General features: G+C 22.9%; 18 protein-coding genes and 2 tRNA genes. 6 read left to right on the top strand and 14 right to left on the bottom strand.

From position 1 onward, the window contains the following. The first annotated feature begins 1 nt into the window (after position 1). The 3 genes from VBM87_RS01175 to VBM87_RS01165 are packed head-to-tail and all read left to right on the top strand — an operon-like array spanning position 2 to position 1,756. Entirely contained in the window at positions 2 to 406 is a 405-nt protein-coding gene (locus VBM87_RS01175; protein ID WP_323177011.1) for a hypothetical protein, read from the top strand. A gap of 59 nt (positions 407 to 465) precedes the next feature. Further along, positions 466 to 1,356: a hypothetical protein gene (locus VBM87_RS01170; protein ID WP_323177010.1), complete on the top strand. Its 891-nt coding sequence runs from the start codon at positions 466 to 468 to the stop codon at positions 1,354 to 1,356. Further along, positions 1,349 to 1,756 (top strand): hypothetical protein, encoded by a 408-nt coding sequence (locus VBM87_RS01165; protein ID WP_323177009.1) that lies wholly within the window; start codon positions 1,349 to 1,351, stop codon positions 1,754 to 1,756. The genes VBM87_RS01170 and VBM87_RS01165 overlap by 8 nt, the downstream gene beginning before the upstream one ends. A 543-nt stretch (positions 1,757 to 2,299) precedes the next feature. Here the strand turns inward: VBM87_RS01165 and VBM87_RS01160 are convergent. From VBM87_RS01160 to VBM87_RS01110, 11 genes are all read right to left on the bottom strand, one after another. Beyond that, positions 2,300 to 4,114 (bottom strand): ABC transporter ATP-binding protein, encoded by a 1,815-nt coding sequence (locus tag VBM87_RS01160; protein ID WP_323177008.1) that lies wholly within the window; start codon positions 4,112 to 4,114, stop codon positions 2,300 to 2,302. A 12-nt stretch (positions 4,115 to 4,126) separates the two neighbouring features. Then, on the bottom strand, positions 4,127 to 5,911 hold the full coding sequence (locus tag VBM87_RS01155) for an ABC transporter ATP-binding protein (RefSeq protein ID WP_323177007.1): 1,785 nt from the start codon (positions 5,909 to 5,911) through the stop codon (positions 4,127 to 4,129). Positions 5,912 to 5,965: 54 nt separating this feature from the next. Further along, complete coding sequence (locus VBM87_RS01150) at positions 5,966 to 6,847, bottom strand: aromatic motif membrane protein (protein ID WP_323177006.1); 882 nt, start codon at positions 6,845 to 6,847, stop codon at positions 5,966 to 5,968. Beyond that, positions 6,840 to 7,859: an aromatic motif membrane protein gene (locus VBM87_RS01145; RefSeq protein ID WP_323177005.1), complete on the bottom strand. Its 1,020-nt coding sequence runs from the start codon at positions 7,857 to 7,859 to the stop codon at positions 6,840 to 6,842. Before VBM87_RS01145 ends, VBM87_RS01150 begins: the two co-directional genes overlap by 8 nt. Then, positions 7,840 to 8,829, bottom strand: a complete 990-nt coding sequence (locus VBM87_RS01140; RefSeq protein WP_323177004.1) for a hypothetical protein — start codon at positions 8,827 to 8,829, stop codon at positions 7,840 to 7,842. Before VBM87_RS01140 ends, VBM87_RS01145 begins: the two co-directional genes overlap by 20 nt. Beyond that, positions 8,804 to 9,514 carry an ABC transporter ATP-binding protein gene (locus tag VBM87_RS01135; protein ID WP_257076099.1) on the bottom strand — a complete coding sequence of 237 codons (711 nt, stop codon included), beginning with the start codon at positions 9,512 to 9,514 and terminating at the stop codon, positions 8,804 to 8,806. Before VBM87_RS01135 ends, VBM87_RS01140 begins: the two co-directional genes overlap by 26 nt. Next, positions 9,514 to 11,310, bottom strand: coding sequence for a hypothetical protein (locus VBM87_RS01130; protein WP_323177003.1), 1,797 nt, complete (start codon positions 11,308 to 11,310; stop codon positions 9,514 to 9,516). The genes VBM87_RS01135 and VBM87_RS01130 overlap by 1 nt, the downstream gene beginning before the upstream one ends. A gap of 113 nt (positions 11,311 to 11,423) precedes the next feature. After that, on the bottom strand, positions 11,424 to 11,675 hold the full coding sequence (locus tag VBM87_RS01125; RefSeq protein WP_257076097.1) for a YneF family protein: 252 nt from the start codon (positions 11,673 to 11,675) through the stop codon (positions 11,424 to 11,426). Between the two features lie 24 nt (positions 11,676 to 11,699). Then, complete coding sequence (locus tag VBM87_RS01120) at positions 11,700 to 12,785, bottom strand: M42 family peptidase (protein ID WP_323177002.1); 1,086 nt, start codon at positions 12,783 to 12,785, stop codon at positions 11,700 to 11,702. Positions 12,786 to 12,802: 17 nt separating this feature from the next. Further along, the gene (locus tag VBM87_RS01115; protein ID WP_323177001.1) at positions 12,803 to 14,164 is read right to left on the bottom strand and encodes a M17 family metallopeptidase; all 1,362 of its coding nucleotides are present in this window, start codon (positions 14,162 to 14,164) and stop codon (positions 12,803 to 12,805) included. Continuing rightward, positions 14,164 to 15,012, bottom strand: coding sequence for a deoxyribonuclease IV (locus tag VBM87_RS01110; RefSeq protein WP_257076091.1), 849 nt, complete (start codon positions 15,010 to 15,012; stop codon positions 14,164 to 14,166). The genes VBM87_RS01115 and VBM87_RS01110 overlap by 1 nt, the downstream gene beginning before the upstream one ends. A 138-nt stretch (positions 15,013 to 15,150) precedes the next feature. Between VBM87_RS01110 and VBM87_RS01105 the strand changes: the two genes are divergently transcribed. The 3 genes from VBM87_RS01105 to VBM87_RS01095 all read left to right on the top strand — a co-directional run bounded on the left by VBM87_RS01105 (position 15,151) and on the right by VBM87_RS01095 (position 18,074). Beyond that, positions 15,151 to 15,237 (top strand) — tRNA-Leu (locus tag VBM87_RS01105). A 22-nt stretch (positions 15,238 to 15,259) separates the two neighbouring features. Further along, a tRNA-Lys gene (locus VBM87_RS01100) sits at positions 15,260 to 15,335 on the top strand. Between the two features lie 87 nt (positions 15,336 to 15,422). Further along, positions 15,423 to 18,074: a hypothetical protein gene (locus tag VBM87_RS01095; protein WP_323177000.1), complete on the top strand. Its 2,652-nt coding sequence runs from the start codon at positions 15,423 to 15,425 to the stop codon at positions 18,072 to 18,074. A 31-nt stretch (positions 18,075 to 18,105) separates the two neighbouring features. Here VBM87_RS01095 and fusA read toward each other — a convergent pair whose 3' ends face one another. Genes fusA through rpsL form a run of 3 tightly spaced genes read right to left on the bottom strand, consistent with a single transcriptional unit; the run spans position 18,106 to position 21,127 of the window. Next, positions 18,106 to 20,196: an elongation factor G gene (fusA, locus tag VBM87_RS01090; protein ID WP_323176999.1), complete on the bottom strand. Its 2,091-nt coding sequence runs from the start codon at positions 20,194 to 20,196 to the stop codon at positions 18,106 to 18,108. A gap of 23 nt (positions 20,197 to 20,219) precedes the next feature. Further along, entirely contained in the window at positions 20,220 to 20,690 is a 471-nt protein-coding gene (gene rpsG, locus VBM87_RS01085) for a 30S ribosomal protein S7 (RefSeq protein ID WP_323176998.1), read from the bottom strand. Between the two features lie 20 nt (positions 20,691 to 20,710). Further along, entirely contained in the window at positions 20,711 to 21,127 is a 417-nt protein-coding gene (rpsL, locus tag VBM87_RS01080) for a 30S ribosomal protein S12 (protein WP_257076085.1), read from the bottom strand. Positions 21,128 to 21,204: the final 77 nt, after the last annotated feature.

The raw sequence follows: 21,204 nt of genomic DNA, 5'->3' as shown, positions 1-21,204 counted from the left end.
AATGGAAAATAATAAAGAAAAAATCTCATTAATAAATTCTTTAATGGGTTTTAAAAATAATAATACAAGAAATGTTTTATTACTTGTAATTTGTTGCATTGTTTTATTCTTTTTTCTTAATTGATTTATTTTTGTTATTATAGGTATATCAATAAAATCTTTAAAAAATGATTGAGAAGATAAAATTTTAGCATTGGTAATAAGTTTATCTATTTGTATACCTATTATTACGCTTTCAACATTGGGAATAATATCCAAAACATTTTTTATATTAGCAAATAAAGAAGTAGATGAACTAAAAAGACATCAACTTTATAAAAAAGCATATTTAACTGAGTTAAGATATTTTGGTTATAAATCAGCAATAAAAAAGTCTGAGGAAATTTCAATTTTAAAAAACAATTAAAAATTCTTAAAACATATTTTTCAAATAATTTTGTAATACAAGGAAGCACTTGTATAAACTTGTTTTTTAATTGAAATTATCGTCTAGTTAAAGATATTGATTTAACTAATTCAAAAGAAAATAAAATAAATTTCAATATTTTAAAAAGTAATGAAAATTTAGAATGAATTTTTATTAATGATACTTTTGCAAAAGGCAAAATAAAAGATTTAAATATAGATGTTGAAATAATGTTTAGCAAATTCATTCTGGATAAATATATTGTTAAGAAAAAACATTTAAATCACTATAAATGAAATTGATTTTTAATCTCAAAAATATTACAGTTAATTTTTTATCTACAAAAAAATGAAGCAGATATTTTAAAATTAAAAAATATAATTTACGATATTAATTTCATGATTATCAATTTAAGTAAAAATAAATTAATTAAATTTATATTTGAAATTAATAAAATATCTAAATTAGTTTTAATTAACAATTGTTCAATTTGATATTTCTTTAATAACAGTCATAATAAAGGACTTGTTATAAATCAAAATAATAAAAAAATGTTATTAAATAAATTATGCTCATTATTAAAAGTATATAAAATAGATAATTTCTTAATAACATTATTTTTAGAAATCATATTAAATGATAAATATTTTCAATTAGAAAATGCAATTAAAAATACTTTAGATAATAAAAGTAGAATGATAGAAGAATTTTCAAAAGTTGAAAATATGGAAAAATATAAATGAGACAGTCAATATTTTGAGTTTTCAAAAAGATCTAATAAAACAAAAATACTATTAAAATATGAAAATGAAATAGATAAAACAATAGAGAAAATAATAAACTTGTATAAATCTAATTATAATGATCTTAAAATTAAAAAAATATATTTAGTGCTTCTTTATATAAATTCATTTCTTTTAAAAAGAAAAACAAAAGGAGAAAATGCATAATACTGAAAAAAAATTAGATACTAATGTGATTGAAAAAGTTAACACTTTTTTAAAAAAAATTAATAGTTATCAAAAGACAATAATTATTCTGGTAATATCTTTAATTGCTGCTTTAATATCTATATATGATATTTTTGCAAAAATATGATATATATTAATTCAAATACTAAATAATAGTCCAATAAATTTATTACCGTTAATTATTGTTTTATTCTTTATTAATTTAATTATTTTATTTTTTAGTGTTTTAGGTTTTATTTCGCGTATATATATATTAGTTGCAAATAATGAAAATAATCCAATTAAAAAAAACACGTATTATCAAATAGCTTATAGTTTTGGTTTAAGAAGCAAGACATTTAATAAAATTAAAAAATATTACATAGATTTGCAAAAATAATAAACTAATATTTTATATAAGATTAAAATTTTTAAAATTATATTTACAAAAAATAAAAAAGAATGTTGTACTTTAAGTTATAAAATATTCTTTTTTTGTATTTAAAAAACTTAATTAGCACGTTTATTACTTATTACATTTTATATATATTATTTTTTTGAATTCATCTTTTTCATTGTCGTTGATAATAAAAAGTGTTTTAGAAATAATACTCATTAATGAAAAAAATAAAAAACATAAGAAATAATTCAATTCATGTTTCATTTATGTTTTATTTTCAATTGAATGAAGAACGTATTACGTGACTTTAATAAAATAGAACCAAAAACTAAAATAGCAAAATATAAGCAATAATTAATATAACGATATTTTTAACATTGCTATTTTTAATACATATAAAATTATTAATTATTTCTATTTGTTTTTATTTTTCATCAGTAACTCACAAGAATATTTTTATATTTAATTCTATTTAATAAATATATTTAGTTTGAAATAATAAAAAATATGAAAAAAATATTTTTTCATATTTTTTATTATTTTTTAATTAAATTGAGAAGTGTATAAATTTCAATAATAGCCTTTTGATTCCATTAATTCTTCGTGTGTACCTTTTTCAATAATTTTTCCAGCATTTACTACTAAAATTAAATTTGCATTTCTAATAGTACTTAAACGATGAGCTATAACTATTGAAGTTTTGTTTTTCATAATAGAATTTTGTAGAGCGTTTTGAATAATTTTTTCAGTATTAGAATCAACATTGCTAGTTGCTTCATCTAAAATAAGAATTTTTTTATTACCTAGAATTGCTCTAGCAATAGCTAATAATTGTTTTTCTCCTTGAGATAAATTATTACCATTATTTTCTAAAATAGTATCATAACCATTTTTCAATCTTGCGATAAAACTATCAGCTGCAACCAATTTAATTACTTCTTCAAATTCTTCTTTAGTAGCATTTGGTTTAGCAATTTTTAAATTATTTAAAATAGTGTCATTAAACATAAAAGAATCTTGCAAAACTACCGCCATAATATCTCTTAAATCGTGTTTATTGATTTTTTTTAATTCGATATTATCTATTGTAATTGAGCCTTGATCATATTCATAAAAACGACTTAATAAATTAATAATTGTAGTTTTACCAGCTCCTGTAGGTCCGACAATTGCTATTGTTTGTCCGCTTTTAGCATAAAAAGAGGCGTTTTCTAGTTGATATTTGGATGAGTTTTTATTATATTTAAAACTTACATTATTAAAATTAATTAAACCTTGCGGATTATCTAATTTAATTGTATTTGTTTCTTCTTGAGGAATAATTAAATCAACTAAGCGAAATACTCTAGTTGAAGATGCAAATCCTAATTGCATACTTAAAACCATTGTAATTAAAACTTGAATAGTTCCCATTAATCCGTAAATTAAACTAATTAAAGCTATAACAAAGCCCGAATCTGGCGTTGAATAACTTATACCATAAACTGAAATATTATTATTTTTAAAAATTAAAGCTAATAAAATAGCAGAGATAACAATAAAATTAGAAGCAAAAATAAATCAAGGATCAAAAATTCTTTGAAAAAAATCACCAACAAAAGCATTTTTGTAAATTTTATCTGTAATATTATTAAATTTAATTTGTGCTGGCTCTTGAGCATCAAAAGTTTGAGTAATTTTTGCATTATTTAACATCTCTTCTAAATAAGCATTTAAATCTCCAAAAGCATTTTGTGTACCTATTAAGGCTGGACGAGCTTTTTTAGTCATAAAAACACTTATTGACATTAACAAAACTGCCAGAATTAAAATTATTATAGTTAAAGTGCTACTAATAAAACACATTGCAATAAAAGTGAAAATAATAGAAAAAACATTAGTAAATACTTGTGTTAAAAACCTTGTTATAGCATTTGCACTATTACTAATATCATTAACTAAAGTAGATATTAAATCGCCCGTTTGTTCTTTATCATAAAAAGCAATAGGCATATAAAGTAATTTATTCATTGCTATTTGACGCATTTTTTTAGCGCTTAAATAAGCTATTTTAACAAAAAGTCTATTTTGTAAATATCCAAATATTGCATAAGCTAAATTTAATAATAACATTGCAGTAGATAAAATAATAAATAATTTTAAATTTAAGTCTTTTTGTGCAAAGATTACAGGTTCAAAAACTAAAGTAACAATTTGACCAGTTAATAATGTAGCGCTAATGGTAGATATTGCTGAAAATAAAGCAAAAATAATTCCAATAATTAATAATTTTTTACTAGCAGGATCTAAAAAACCATAAAAACGCTTAAGAATAGTTAACGAAGAAATATTTGCATTTTTTTTAGTTTTTCTTTGCATACAAATTCCTTTCTATTGATCTAATTGATTTTTATAAATGGAATTATATAAATCACATTTCACTATTAAATCATTATGTTTTCCTTGAGCTAAAATATTTCCATCTTGCATAACTAAAATTAAATCACTATCTCTTATTGGTGCAATTTTTTGAGAAACTAATATAGTAGTACAATTGTAATTATTTTTAATATTGTTAATAACTTTTTTAGTAGTTATATTATCTAATGCTGAAGTAGAATCATCTAAAATTAAAATTTTCGGTTCTCTCAATAATGCTCTAGCAATGGATAAACGTTGTTTTTGACCTCCTGATAAATTTTTGCCACCTTGTATAACTGGATGATCTAATTTTTCATCAAATTTGTCAACAAATTCTCACGCATCAGCATTGATTAACGCTTTTTGCATCTCTTTTTCACTTGCATTAGCTTTTGCTCAAAGTAAATTGGATTTAATAGTACCTGTATACATTAATGCTTCTTGATAAACTATTCCAACATTATCATGTATATTTTTTGTTTGTAATTGCATTAATTCTTTATTACCTATTAAAATTGAACCATCATTATAAACATAATTATTTACTAATAAATTAACCAAAGTACTTTTACCTGCACCTGTAGGACCAATTATGCCTAATGTTTGTTTATAATTTAATTTAAAATTAATATCATTTAAAGCATTTTTTTCTGCACTTTCATAATATTTAAAGTTTAAATTTTTAACTTCAATATCATAGTTACTGTCTAAAATTAATCCTTCTTTTCTTAATAAATTATCAACTTTAGTATTAAAAATATTATTAATTCTTGATGCAGATACTTTCGCTCTAAAAAATGAAAATAAAAAACCTACCATCATCATAATACCAAAACTAATATTGTATAAATAATCAATCATGACGTTTAAATTAACTAATGTAGTACTATCTAAGGGATTATTATTAATAGAATTATAAGCAATAGCATATAAAGAAACAATTAAAGAATTAATTAACATAAAAAAAACAGGTTGAGCTGTGGAAAAAATAATCTCACTTTTAAAAGAAATTTTATATCAATTAAGATTTTTTAAGCTAAATTGATCAATGCGTTTGGTTTCTAAATTATAAGTTTTAATAACTCTAATTCCATTAACATTTTCATTTATGTCCTTAGTTAAACTTTCTATGCTTAATTGAGTTTTTTTAAACAAAGGTATAGCTAAATAAGCAATTACACCAATTAAAATGCACAAAGCAGGAATAATTCCCATAATTCCTCAAGCCATATTAGGATCAACTAAAAAAGCTAAAATTGTACTGCCAAGCGCTAAAAAGATTCCTCTTATTAAAGTGGTAGCTCCATTTACTAAAAATTCTCAAAAAATAGCAATGTCATTAGAAACACATGTTATTATAGTTTCACTTTTTAAATCTGCAATATTTTTTAAAGATAAAGTTTGAATTTTTTCAAATAATTTTATTCTTAAATATTTTGAGGTATTTTCTGAAGCATAAATAATAATTAAAACTGCAAAAAAAGTTAAAGTAATATTAATAACAATTAAACAAATAACGGCAATTAATAACCATTTAAATACTACATTATGTTCAGCAGGAGCAAATGATCACAAACCTTTAAAAATTTCAATTGAAATTAATTCATTTTGATTTTGACTAAAAATTAACTTAATAAATTGCGATATTAAATTAGGAAAAAACAAAGTTAAAAATACATTGATTAAAACTATAAATGCACCTAATAAAAATAAATTTTTTAACTTAGTTGGCAACATTTTAATTAAATTTATCATCCAAACCTCCTTTTCAATTTTTGATATTATACTTAAAAAAGCACTAATGTGCTTTTATTTTATATCAACGAGAGTATAAATTAATTCTATACCACCATAATGATCATTAAATAATACTCTTTGACTCTCACTATAATTTAAATTTTCATCTGCAAAACCTTTTGTGTCACTAATATATTTAAATAAACTAAAAAAGTTATTTTTATTATTACTATTTAATAATTTAGGATAAGTATTAATATATCCATAAATTTCTACTGAAGGTGATAAATTTTCTTCTTTGTATAATTCAATATTAATACGAATAATAAAACCTTCTTGAGTTAAAAGAAAAACTCTTAATTCTTGAGCAAAATCATCATTAGCATATTCTTGAATTACATAATCATTAATTTGATTATTTTGTGCTTGATAAAAAGTTTGATAAAGTAATAGATTTTCACTATCTCTTTCGGTTAAAAGAGCACTATTAGCATCATCACCTCGATTATCTTGATCTTGAACAAAAACTAATTTAGAAAAATTAAATAAATAAAATAATCAATTTGTACGGGTAAATTCTTTAATTAATTTTTCATTTGTTTCCAAAATGCTAGCTTTATTAACACCAAAAAAACTATTACGATTAAAATTTAATGAATAAGTTAAATTATTAGCATATCTTAATGCAGTTTTTAATTTAAGTAAATAATTTATATCTAATTTCTTTTGAGATTGAATATATTTTTCTTTAGTTAAATTATCATTTTTATAAATTAGATTTAATAAAGCTTGAATATGCTGATTTTTTAAAAATAAATCAAATTCATTTTCTTTAAGAACAAGTGTTGTATCTGCTTGTACTTGAGTTTTTTTTAAATGGTTAGTACATCCTATAGTAGTAGTAAAAATTAATACAGATGATAAAATAGATCACAAAGTCTTTAATTTATTCATTTTGCTCCCTAATAATAGGCAAAACATAGGCAGGTTCTCCATAACGTTGTTTATCAACTAAATCATTAATAAATTGATTATAACCACTAACATATTTATGCACTTTAGTGTAATGATACACAGATGCAACTAAAGCAGTCGAAATTTGAGGTTTTCTCAAATTTTCAAAATATCAAATATACGGTTCTATTACTAAAGTGCTATTATCACTATTAAAATTATTAACTACTAAACGATAAACAGTTTTATTAGACGTTAAATAATAAACATTTGTATTATTTAATTCATATGATTCTTCACCAAGAATTAAATTTTGTAAATAATTATTAGCAACTTTAAACGTTTTTGAAGCTGATAAATTATTAATTTTATCAATATATTCATTTGTAATTAAATGAGCAAAATCATTTTCAATTTGATTATCATTTAGTTTAACTGCGTCAATAAGTTCTTGAGCAATATATTTATAAAAAACAAAGTTAAATTTATTTAAATTTTGAAAATATCAATATCAATTTTTACTAATTAAAAAGCCAACTTTTTCTTTATAAGTATCTCATTGTTTGTTTAATTCATTTAGTTTGTTATTTTGTTCTAATAAATCATTTTTGACTTGATCTTTTTGAGTTTGTGAAAAAAATGAAGGTAAAAAATCTATTCTAGCTTGCATTTCATTTAACTCTGAAATTTTTTTATTTATTTGTTCAATTTCTACGACCAAATTTTGAGTATTTTGTGCTAAATTTTCAAATTCTTTTTCTATTTTCTTAGTATTATTTTGTTTATTTAAAAATTCTACTTTGACAGTTTCATTATTTTTATAAACAATTTTTAATAATTGCGTTAAAATGTTTTGAGTTTGAATTTCTTCATTAGAACTTATATTATTTAAATGATCTAAATTATGATCGATTAAATTTTCAAAAGTTTGAGCTTCTTGATAATTAACACAAGAAAGAGAAACTAATGGTGAAAACATTAAAAACAAAATACTAGTAATTTTTTTGATCATCTATATAACTCCATATATATTTTTCAATTGTTATATTTTTAGTTTGAAAATTTAAAACTAAATTACTAAAAATTTCAGCATAATTATCACTATCATAAAATGAAAAAAGTTTACTATCATTATTTATTGCTAAATAATTATTAACATCAAAATCATCATCAATAGATTTTAAATAATTAATATTTTTCTCTAAATTTTTTGTTCATTCTTCTTGAAAAATTAATAAAAAATTTTCAATAAAAGTATCTAAATAATTAATATCACTTATTACAAATAAATCAGGAAGTATAATTATATTTTTCTTTTGATTTTCTTCATAACTTAAAAGTAACATTATTTTATTTTGTTCTAGAACTATAAAAAACAATTTTTTATTCAATAATTTATCATGTTCATTTAAATTAAAAGTTTTAGTAATAATTTTGTCAATTGTTTTATTGTTAAATTTAAATAACAAAGTATTATCATTAATTTTTTGTTTTAATAATTCATTAAAATTATCCACTTTATTATTAAAAGATATATCATAATCTTTACCATATGGATTAAAAGCAAAAATTAATTTTTCTAAATTATTTAAATATCAAAATCAATTATTTTTTAAAAATTGTTTTAAATTAGAAATTGATTGATTAGTTTTTTTATTTTGATTTCCTGAATTCGATAAAACTTTAACATCTTGTAAAGGTGCAAAAATTAAAGAAAAATTTAATTCATTAATTAGATTATTATCTATTTGACTCTGAACATCAATAAAATCATTAAACTCACTTTGATTTGGAATAAATTTTTTGGTTAAATCTAAAAGATTATTATCAACAGTATCAATAAATTTGGGTGTAAAATCTCAGTTGTTTCTAAGAATATTTTTTTCCTTATTAATATTAAAACAAGCAACTGAAGTTAATAAAAAAGTTGGCAAAAGATTTAATGTTAAAAAACATTTAATTATTTTTGATAATTTTTTCATAAAAAATTTCTTCTAAAGATTTAGTTTTATTCCCGTTGTATAAAACTTTGCCTAAATGTATTAAAGTTAAAGAATCTACAAATTTATCAATTTCACTTAAAACATGTGAAGAAATAAAAATTGTCGTACCCTTATCATTTAATTTTTTCAATATTCTAAATAAATTAAATCTGGCCGTAGGATCTAAATTAGCTGCTGGTTCATCTAAAATTAATAATTGAGGATCAAACATTAAAGCTTGAATTAATAAAATTTTCTTTTTTTGTCCAGAAGACATATTAAAAGGTTTGACATTTTTTAAATCACTTATTTCAAATTCTTTTAACAAGCTTTCAATTTTTATTGTTGCTTCTTTATTTGTTAAATTATTTAATTTAGCTAATGATAATAAATATTTAAAGGTTGTTAATTCTTTAGGAAAAACAGCATTTTCTGGAACATAACCAAGAAATTTTTTGCTTTTTTCATTATTATTATCTAAATTATTAATAAGAATTTTTCCTTCAAAATTATTATAAGCACCTACAATACTTTTAATTGTTGTAGTTTTTCCTGCACCGTTTTCTCCTATAAAAGCATGAAATTGACCTTTTTTAACTTCAAAATCAACTCCAAAAACACCACTTGAATGTTTATTAGACACATATATCTTTTTAAAATTCTTTACTTCTAAGATATTATCCATTATTTATAATCCTTTTTAGTATATAAGTAAGTGTTAATTAAAGTTAAACTTATTGATAAAATCACTCAAATTGCAACATAACCCATTTTATTGATTACTTGTGTAGATCTTTTTAATTCGTAAATTTGATCAAGCGGTTGAAAAAGATAATTATCATTTTTATTTAATGAATAACGAATAATAATTTTTTTCTCATTATTTTTTTCTCTAACTTCTTGCATAGCACTATATGAAGCAAAACCACCTATATAGTAATTAAAATTATTTATTTTTACTTTAAAAACACTTGGAGTAGATTCTAAATTAACATTATCATTACTTAAAATAATTTCTAATAAAGCTTCATTATTTCGTGCAAAATAAATGTAATAAAGCATTGCTACAGTAAGATAAATTTTTTTCTCTATTTGTGTTTTAATTATTTTATTACTAATACTATTAGTATTAAAAATAGTAACTTGATTATTTTGATAACGATTTAAAAAATTATTTTCATCATTTATTAACAAACTTCAATTAGTTAATAATTGTTTTTTATTAAGACTCTTTTCTAAATTTAGATTTAATTTATTATTTTGTTCTTCTAATCAATCATTTATAAAAGTTGCAAAATTTGAATCTTCTAATATTTCTTTAATATATTTTCATTTAATATTTCCAACTAAATTATCACTTGCTGAAAAAACATATTCATCTTCTGGAAAACTAATAGTAAAGGATTCGGCGTTTTCCCGAGCATAAATAATATCAGTATTGATAATATTTTCAAAAATTGAATCATTTTTTAATAATGCCGGAACAATATATTTTTGATATTGATTTTCATTTTCTCAAATTTTAAATTTTTTTAAATTTGCTTCTTGTAAATCATAATTATATAAATACGAATCTAATTGAGTATAATATAAATATTGCTTTAAATTATTGCTAATATTATTAGTAAATAAGTTTTTATTATTTAAATTAAAAATATCCATCATTTGATAAGGTAATGCTAATCAAGAATAAATACTTAATGGTAAGTTAGAAAAATTGGCTAAATTATTAGTTCGTTCTAAAAATAATTTTTGTTTATCAGTAAAATTATTTTTTTCAAAACCGTTAGGCAGAATATAAAAATTATCTTTTTTATTATTAAGATAAAATGTTTCTAAATTAGCTATATTCCCTGCTAAATTATCTTTATATTCTAAGTTAAGATAATAAGCTAAATTATTAGCTTTAGAAGTGGATTGATTATTTAATAAAATTCCTCCAACAATTAAAGGCATAGCAATAACAAAAGGTATAGTTAAGGCAATTTTAGCATTTAATTTATAAGCTAATAATGATGTAAAAGTACCAAAAATTATAAAAACAAAAAATATAGCAAAAAAACTAATAATTAAATATAAAAATATTATTTCTAAGTTTATTAAAGTTAAAATTAAGTTTAATAACATTATTATTAAACTGTAAATAAGTGCAATAAATATTGCAATTAAAGTTTTAGCTAAATAAATATTTTTTCTCTTGAGTGGTTTACTTAAAGAAAGAATTTCCATTCCTTCTTCTTCTAATTCCTTAAAAATATTGATATATAAAATACCACTATAAAAAATAGTAAAAATTATTTGTATAAATGAATTAACGAAAATAACTAAATTAGTATCTCAGTAATTTTGATTTACTAATGATAAAGTTAAACTTAATGTAAAATTAATAACCAAAAAAACAATAAATGTTATTCAAAGAATCTTTTTAGCTATTAAATTAATAATAAGAAATAAGGCATAATTTTTTAATTGTTTAATCATAAACCTCCTTAAATTTTAAGGAGTAAACCACTTTATAATAAGTTAAATATCTCTAATATTGTTATTTAAAATTATATATTAAATCACAAATAAAAAAAGAAAGTTAACCTTTCTTAATTTTTATCATATTTAGCATTAGTCATTGAACGCATAACATCTTTAATTTGTTTTTCAGAAGCTTTTCTACCCATTTGTAAAAACATAGCACGTATCATTTTTTCTGTAATAGGAGGATTTTCTTTAATTTGTTTTTCAAATTTTTTCTTGGCTACTACAAATGCTACCATAGCACCGGCTATAGCGAAAACTATAGCAGCTGCAATAACTATTCCTATTCATCCACCTAAAGAAATACCATTATTCATCAAATGCTCCTTATTTATACTAAATTATTTATATTTTATTATTCTATCATAAATTTCTAAATTCATATTTTTTATAAATTCAGTTAACAAATCACCAGCAGCTATTAAATCATTAATATCACACACACCTATAGGCGAATGTAAATAACGTTGGGGTAAAGAAATTGTAATAGTCGCTGCTCCACCTTTACTATATTGTAAGGCTGAAGCGTCAGTGCCACCACCCATTGAAATAAACTTGTAATGTTTAATATTAAATTTTTCACCAATATGGCACAAATAATTAGTTAATTTAGGATCAGCCATCATTGCTCCATCCATTATTCTCAACGCAGCACCTAATCCTAATTTAGTTGTTCCTGCTATAACGTCGGGAGTGTCATGAGAAGAAGTAGTATCTAAAGCTATAGCAATATCAGGATTAATTAGTTGAACACTAGTTTTAGCTCCTCTAGTGCCAACTTCTTCTTGAACAGTTGCTACTAAAAATAAATCTACATCTAAGTTTAATTGATTTACTTTATGAGCAATGTATTCTAAAACACATACTCCAGCTCTATTATCCATTGCTTTACCTGCAATTAAATTTTGATTATGAAAATTAATTGTTGGAGCTGTTAAATATATCACATTACCAATTTCTACTTTATTTTCTAAAGCATTCTCTTTACTAAGAAAACCAAAATCAACATATAATTCTTTATTATTGATTGCCTTAGTGCGTTTTTCTGGTTCTAATATATGAATTGAAGTATGTCCAAAAACACCTTCAAAGCGTTCATTTAATGAATTAATTAAAATTGCTTTAGTACCTATTACAACAGTAGGTCAAATTCCTCCTATAGGTTCAACTAAAATATGTCCTGTGGAAGTAATATCTCTAACTAAATAACCTACTTCGTCCATATGAGCAGCAATCATAATTTTAGGAGCATTAATTGAATGAGATTTTTTATGTAAAATCAATGAACCAAAGTTATCATAACTAATTTCAAAATTAGTATTGTGTAAATTTTGAAGCAATTTTTGTGCAACGGGTTTTTCAAAACGAGAAGGAGCTTCCAACTTCATATATTCTAATAATTTTGTTTTAAAAATTTCTTTATTCATTTATTTATCCTTTTGATTTAATTATTAATTAGAAAATCTACTAATGTATCAATTAAAACTCCTTGTGGTTTACCGTTTATATCTGCTGTTCCGGCTATATCACAATGAATAAATGGAATATCTTTAGTAAACTCTTTCAAAAACATTGCAGCTGCATTGGCATCAGATTTAACTGTATTTGAATAATTAATTAAATCAGCTACTAAAGAAGATTTATTTCCTTCATGAAAATCTTCATGAAATGGCATTCTTCAAATTTTTTCTAAATTATTTTCTGCAGCTTGCTTCATTTTTTCTCACAAATTATCTTCAGTAGCATAAATACCACTATAAACATTTCCTAAAGCTACAGTCATAGTTCCTGTTAAAGTAGCTACATCAATTAAAGTTGTAGCATTTAATTTTTCGGCTCCATAGTAAAGACCATCAGCTAAAACTAATCTTCCTTCTGCGTCAGTATCACTAACTTCAACGCTTATTTGTGCCATTGATTGATAAATATTTTCAGGTAAAGAAGCATCTAAAGCTAAACGATTATCAGTAATCATCATTATTGCGCTAACATTTTTTTTAACTTTTAATTGTGCTAAAGTTTTTACAACATATGCAACAATTACCGAACCACTCATATCATATTTCATTCCTTCCATATGATATCCTTTAGTATTAACTCCTCCTGTATCGAAAGTAATTCCTTTACCTACTAAAACTGTTTTTTCTTTTGAATCTTTATCTCCTGTATATTCAATTATAACTACTCTTGGTTCATGTGTAGAACCTTTATTAACCGAAAGAATTAAATTCATATTTAAAGTTTCTAATTCTTTTTTACCTAAAACATTTATTTTTAAATTATTTATTCCACTAAAATCCTCAACAATAAAATTAGCTAATTGTTCGGAATTACAATAGTTTTCAGGCATAATTTGCAAATTGCGAATTAAATTACGATTATTGGCTACTAAAGCAAATTTATTGAATAAATTTAAGTAATTATCATCTTGCATTAAAATTGAAAATTCTTTTTTGGGAGTATTATTTTTCTTCTTATTAAATAATTGAGCGCTATAAAAAATAATTTCTTTTGTGAAAATTTTCAATAATTGTTCAATAGTAATATTTTGATTTAAAAAGGAATATAAATCAAATTGATATTCTCTTTTAGCTGCATTTAAAGTTGTTTTTATTAATTCATTTAAACTATCAAGATCTTGATTATCTTTTGAAATGTAAATATAAGCTAAATTTTGATCTAAAAATTCAGTTATTGAACCATTTTTTAAGTTAATTAGACTATTATTTATAGAATCATTTTCGTATTGAGCCTTTAATAAAATAGTGTTTTCTTTTTGTTTTGTTAAATAAATATTATTTAGCATTATAATTCTCCTTTTTCTTTATAGTTAAGTAACATTGTAATTTCTTCTTTATAAATAGAACCACTTTCAGGAATAGGTGTTTCTAAAATAATTGGAACATTATCAAAATCTTTATCATGAACAAATTTAGCTAATGTTTTTAGTCCAATATGACCTAAATCTATATTTGCATGACGATCTTTATGAGAAGCTAATTCATTTTTAGAATCATTTAAATGAATAACTTTTATTTCTTTTAACAAATCAAAATTAATTAATTCTTTTTTAAAAGTTTCATAATTTTTTAAATCATAACCAGCGTCTCAAATGTGACAAGTGTCTAAACACATTTTTACTCTTGTACTATTTAAACTTTTAATTAAATAACTTAATTGTTCTAAATTAATACCTATTTCGCTTCCTTTCCCCGCCATTGTTTCTATACAAATAATCACATTTTCAGTTCTAGCTATAACAACTTTTAAAACATGAATTAAACAATCTAACGCTTCTTGGGGTTTGAAAGTAGTATATGAGCCAGGATGTAATACTAAATATTTAGCTCCTATATAATTCATTCTTTTGATTTCTTGTACTAAAAATTCAATTGCAAATTTTTGTTTATTTGGATTTGCTGGATTGACAATATAAGGAGCATGAACTACTATATCTTCAGCTTTAATCAAATTTTTATATTTTTTAAAATATTCATCTCTTCCATATTGTTGAATATCAACTCTTTTAGTATTTTGAGGCGCCCCTAAATAAATCATCATACAATTTGCACCATTATTTAAACTAGTTTGACAAGCACCAATTAAATATTCTGACTTTTTAGCAAATGCAACATGTGAACCTAATTTAATCATTTTCGCTCCTTTTTAACTTTTTTAATTATATTTTAAAAGTAAATTAAATATTTAATTTAACTAGGAAAAAAATATAAAAAAATGTTTGTTTAAAAAACTTTTTATTCTATAATGTTAATGTATTTATTATAAATTTATGCCCAGGTGGCGGAATAGGTAGACGCAAGGGACTTAAAATCCCTCGGACGTTAGTCCGTGCTGGTTCAAGTCCAGTTCTGGGTACCATTTGGTTCATTGAACCAAAAAAGCGTCCATAGCTCAGCAGGTAGAGCAAATGGCTTTTAACCATTGGGTCAGAGGTTCGAATCCTCTTGGACGTACCATTTCAAATTTTGTCCTAAAAGTAGTTTTTAACTACTTTTTATTTTATTTTTAAAACAGGTAAAATTTAATATAGATGAAGGTATTATATGAATAAAAAGAAAAAAATTATATTAACATCACTTATGCTAACTACAATCGTGATTATTCCTATTATTAGCGTTCCTTTAGTATATTATGCAAAAATAAAAACTAATAATAAAACATTAGATACAAAGAAAGAAAATACTGATTATCAACCTAATATTATGAAATTTACTTTTAATTTTATTAACATTATGCAGGATAATTTAAAAATTATTTATGAAAAAGAAATTGATATAAATTCTCTTAATAATTATCCAAAATTTAATATTAAATTGAAAGATTTTAACTTATTCGACTTTAAAATAATTAATAATAACCAAATTTTGGATGAGTTAATAGTAGATTTAAATAAAACAATAGAAATAAAAATTATTCCAAATAATTTTGAAACTAAAATAGAAATTATTAATGATAATAAAAAATATAATAATTTATCTATTCTTAGAAATATTTATGATAATAAAATCACTATTGAAAATAAAATTAAAAATTTATTGGATAATAATGATACATTCGAAATTATTGAAGAAAATATTTTTAATAATGTTTTAAAAATTAAACTTAATCAAGAAAAAAAGCAAAATAATAAATTTCTAACATTAAATTATATAAATAAATTCGATAACTCATTATTTTATAAAGAGCAAATACCAATTGAAATAAGCAAAACTAATTTTGATTTTAATTTGAAAAAATCAAATAATAATGAAATTAAAAATAATTTTTTACTTGTCAATCAAAAGAAAGAAATTGTTAATAATATTAATTTAGATCTTTCTAAAAATAATCATGATATAGCTATTTTCCCAAAAGAATATTTAGTAAAAATTAATTCAAATTTAGAGGAATTTAATAATAAAAATATTTATGTAAATTATCAATTTAACAAAGATAATTTAATAGCAGAATTAAATAAAATAATTAATACAAGCCATTATCAATTTCACTTAAGAAAAAATTTTGTATTTGGTGATAATGAAATATTAATAATAATTGAAAAAATAGAAGATAAAAATGAATTAATTAAACAATTAACAAATCAAAAAGAAATCATTGAAATAATAAAAAATAATAACAATATCTTAAATATAGAAGAAATTAATTCTTTTGATATTAGTGAATTTGATTTTTTTGTGGAAAAATCTATTCAAAAACTAAAAGAAATAAAAGAAAATATTTTACAAATTATTGATAAATCTTTTAATTTAGCAAATCAAAATCTTAATCAAGAATTAATTAATTTAAAATTAGAATTAAATAATTTAGAAACAAATAAATATTATATTGAAGATATTAAAGAAGAATATAACTATTTCATAGGTGAAAAAGAAAATTTAAGTAATAAAAATTCCTTTATTAAATTTTATTTATTAAATATTGATAACATATTTAATTTAAAACAAAAAATCAATAATAAAATAAGTAGAACACAAAATTTTATAAAAATAGCACAAGAATTTTTAGATACTTCAAAAAGAAAATCTTTAATGTCTATTAATTTAAAATTAAATTATCCTTTAATAGATGATGTTTATCAAATTGGCCAAGCTCAAGAAATTAATTTAAATATAAATATAAATGAAAAAGAAAAATTATTTAACATACAAGATTTAAAATTATTAATAGAAACAGGAGATTTAGAAATTTTATATAGCTTTGATCGTGCAGGAAATAATTTTACTCAATTAGATAAAAATCAATTTGATTTTACTAATAATCAATTATTGATTCCCTTTAATAAACAGGATAATCAGCAATATGTTATTAGATTAAGAATTAATTATAAAAAACAAAGAATAGCTATAAATGCAATAAATGCAAATGGTACTAATAAATGAACGTGAATTCAAAGAGGAAATGATTTTGATTTAACACCTAACGTAAAGAGTATTATTAAAAATTCAATTGATGATTATTGATTATTTCCCAAAGGGCATAGTATTATTTTAAAAGAAAAAATATTGGATGGTGCTAATCAAACTAATGTGAATTATTTAAATAACTTAATTAAACAACAAAGTAATATGATTTGAAATACTAAAATTTCAGATCAAAATAATTTTAAATATCAAGATGCTTTAAATTTAATGCTATTGAAAGTGTTTATTGATACTAATTTAAATAATAGTAATTTTAATTGAGAAAAAGAAAAAAGTATTTTTACTAAAAATATTACTGAAAATGGTAGTTTTATTTATGAACATCATCTTATTGCTACTAAAGACAGTTCAACAACTAATTTTAAAACTATTGGTGGTAATTTTTTTGAAACAATTTTAGAAAGTAATCTAGCTAAACATTATGATTTCAAAGTTAATGATAAAATTAAATTTATTTTTGAATTAGACAACACTCTTACATGAAATGATAATTTTCCTGCAAACACATTACCACAAGTTATAAGAAACAATAATGGCGATTTTTTATCCACAGCCAAACAATTTAATTGAAGAGGAAAATATCCTTTTTTAGCTACTTATTATGGAAAATTCATTCTAAAAATGTTTGTAAATGATAAATTAATTTGAAATTATTCTACTCACGATAATAATCAAATGCATGTTTTACCTATTTTTGTTTTAGTTAAAGAAAATATTAACGGTAATAAATTTATTAGTGTTTATAATTCATCATCTAGAGTTTCTTTAATATAAAAAAACAATCGTAATTGATTGTTTTTTTATATTAATCTTCATCTTTAGTTTGAATATTACGACGTTTAATAATTTCATCAGCAATATTTTTAGGACATTTTTCATAATGATGGAATTGCATTTGATAAGTTCCTCTACCCGAGGTCATACTACGTAAATCTGTTGAATAACCAAACATTTCACTTAATGGAACTAATGCACGAATAATACTTGCACCATCATTTCTGGTTTCATTTTCTTGTAATTGACCTCTACGACGAGTTAAATCACCCATTACATCACCAAAATAATCTTCTGGTATAACTACTGCTACATCCATAATTGGTTCTAATAAAACTGTTCCTAATTGATCTTTAGCTTTAGTTAATGCTTTAGAAGCAGCTATTTTATAAGCTAATTCAGATGAATCGACATCATGATATGAACCATCGTATAAAGTAGCTTTAATATCAATCATTGGATATCCAGCTAAAATACCGGCTGCCATTTTTTCTTCAAGACCTTTTTGTATTGGTTTAATATATTCTTTTGGAATTTTTCCACCAACAATTTTGTCTACAAATTCAAAACCTTTATCGTGATTAGGTTCAAATTTAATTCAAACATGACCATATTGACCTTTACCACCTGATTGTTTAACGTGTTTACCTTCAACTTCAGCGGTTTTAGTAATTGTTTCACGATATGAAACTTGAGGAGCTCCAACTTTAGCTTTAACATTATGTTCTCTTCTTAAACGATCAACAATAATATCAAGGTGTAATTCACCCATACCAGCTATAATTGTTTGCCCAGTTTCTTCATCTGTATAAGTTCTAAAAGTTGGATCTTCAGCTGCAAGTTTTTGTAAACCTAAAGCTAATTTTTCCATAGCATCTTTTGATTCAGGTTCAAGAGCTTGAGAAATAACTGGTTCAGGGAAGACCATTTTTTCCAATATATAATGAGGAGCTTTTTCACCAACTAAAGTATCTCCAGTAGTAGTAGATTTTAATCCAACAGCTGCATTAATATCTCCAGCATAACATTCATCAATTTCTTGACGACTGTTAGCATGCATTTGAATAATACGTCCAATTCTTTCTTTTACATCTTTAGTTGAATTATATACATAACTTCCTTTTTTAAGCACGCCAGCATAAACACGGAAGAAAGTTAATGAACCAACATAAGGATCAGTCATTATTTTAAATGCTAAAGCAGCAAAATCATGATTATCTGTAGCTGGAACTTCTAATTCCTGACCATTTAATTCAGCCTTAATAGCAGGAACATCAAGTGGAGATGGTAAATAATCTACCACTGCATCAAGCATTTTTTTAACAGCTTTATTTTTAAAGCTAGTACCACAGACTGCTGGGAAAAATTCAGCTGTAATTGTGGCTTTTCTAATTACTGCTTTTAATTCTTCAACAGATGGCTCGTGACCTTCTAAAATTTGCATCATAAATTCATCATCATAAGTAGCAACTGCTTCAATTAATTCTTGACGTTTTTCTTTTGCTAATTCTAATAAATCTGATGGTATTTCAATTTCTTTTGCAATTTCTTCTGGTTTGCCATCATAAATAAATGCTTTCATTTCTACAAGATCTACAACTCCTTCAAAAAAGGCTTCAGAACCTATAGGAATTTGAATAGCAACTGCATTTGCATTTAATCTTTCTTTGACAGATTTAACTGACATGAAAAAGTCTGCTCCTGCTTTATCCATTTTATTTACATAAACAATTCTTGGTACTTTATAATTAGTAGCTTGTCTTCAAACAGTTTCTGTTTGAGGTTCCACACCACTTTGTGCATCTAAAACTGCAACAGCACCATCTAAAACACGTAATGAACGTTCAACTTCGACTGTAAAATCTACGTGTCCTGGAGTATCAATAATATTTATTCTTTTACCATTTCAATAAGCTGTTGTTGCAGCAGAGGTAATGGTAATACCCCTTTCTTGTTCTTGTTCCATTCAATCCATTTGTGAAGCACCATCATGGGTTTCACCAATTTTATGAATTTTACCAGTATGTAATAAAATTCTTTCAGTTGTTGTGGTTTTTCCTGCATCAATGTGAGCCATTATACCAATATTACGATAATCTTTTAATTCATATTCTCTTGCCATAATATCATTTTCCTAATACGGTATTATCACCTAAAGTGAGCAAAAGCACGATTAGCTTCGGCCATTTTGTGTGTATCTTCACGTTTTTTAATAGCTCCACCAGTTTTATTTGATGCGTCAATAATTTCGTTTGCTAAACGTACATCCATAGTTTTTTCATTTCTTAGTCTAGCATATTGAACTAATCATCTTAATGATAAAGTTTGTTTTCTACGAGCAGAAACTTCGGTTGGTACTTGATAATTAGTTCCTCCAATTCTTCTAGTTCTTACTTCTAATTGAGGAGTAACATTTTCCACGGCCAATAAAAATACTTCCATTGGATCTTTTTGAGTTTTTTCTTTTACTATATCAAAAGCTTTATACAAGATTTCTTGAGCAATAGATTTTTTCCCATCTAGCATAATAGTATTAATTAATTTGGTTACTAATACAGAATTAAAAATTGGATCAGCTAAAACTTCTCTTTTAGGGGCACTATTTTTTCTTGACATATTTTTCTCCTAATAATTAATTAATTTTTCTTTTCTTTTTTAGTTCCGTATAATGAACGACCTTGTTTACGATTATTAACACCTGCTAGATCTTGTGTTCCACGTACAATATGATATCTTACACCAGGTAAATCTTTAACTCTTCCACCTCTAATTAAAACTACTGAGTGTTCTTGTAAATTATGTCCTTCTCCTCCAATGTAAGCTGTTACTTCCATTCCATTAGATAATTTAACTCTAGCATATTTACGCATAGCTGAGTTAGGTTTTTTAGGGGTCATTGTAGCAACCCTTGTACATACACCTCTTTTAAAAGGTGCAGATGCCTTATATTGTTTTTTTAATAATGAGTTATATGATAAGTTAAGTACAGGCGCTTTAGATTTTCTCACCTTATCAACTCTACCATTAGTAACTAATTGATTTGTTGTTGGCATTTTTTCCTTTCTAAAATATTGCTTTAATTATTAACATATTATAAAATAATATGCATATTATATAACAACTTTGCCGT

The sequence above is a fragment of the Mycoplasma sp. 744 genome (assembly GCF_034863305.1).
In the GTDB taxonomy this organism is placed as follows: domain Bacteria; phylum Bacillota_I; class Bacilli_A; order Mycoplasmatales; family Metamycoplasmataceae; genus Mycoplasmopsis.
Note: the sequence above shows the minus strand (reverse complement) of the source record. Positions and strands in the feature narration are given on the sequence as shown.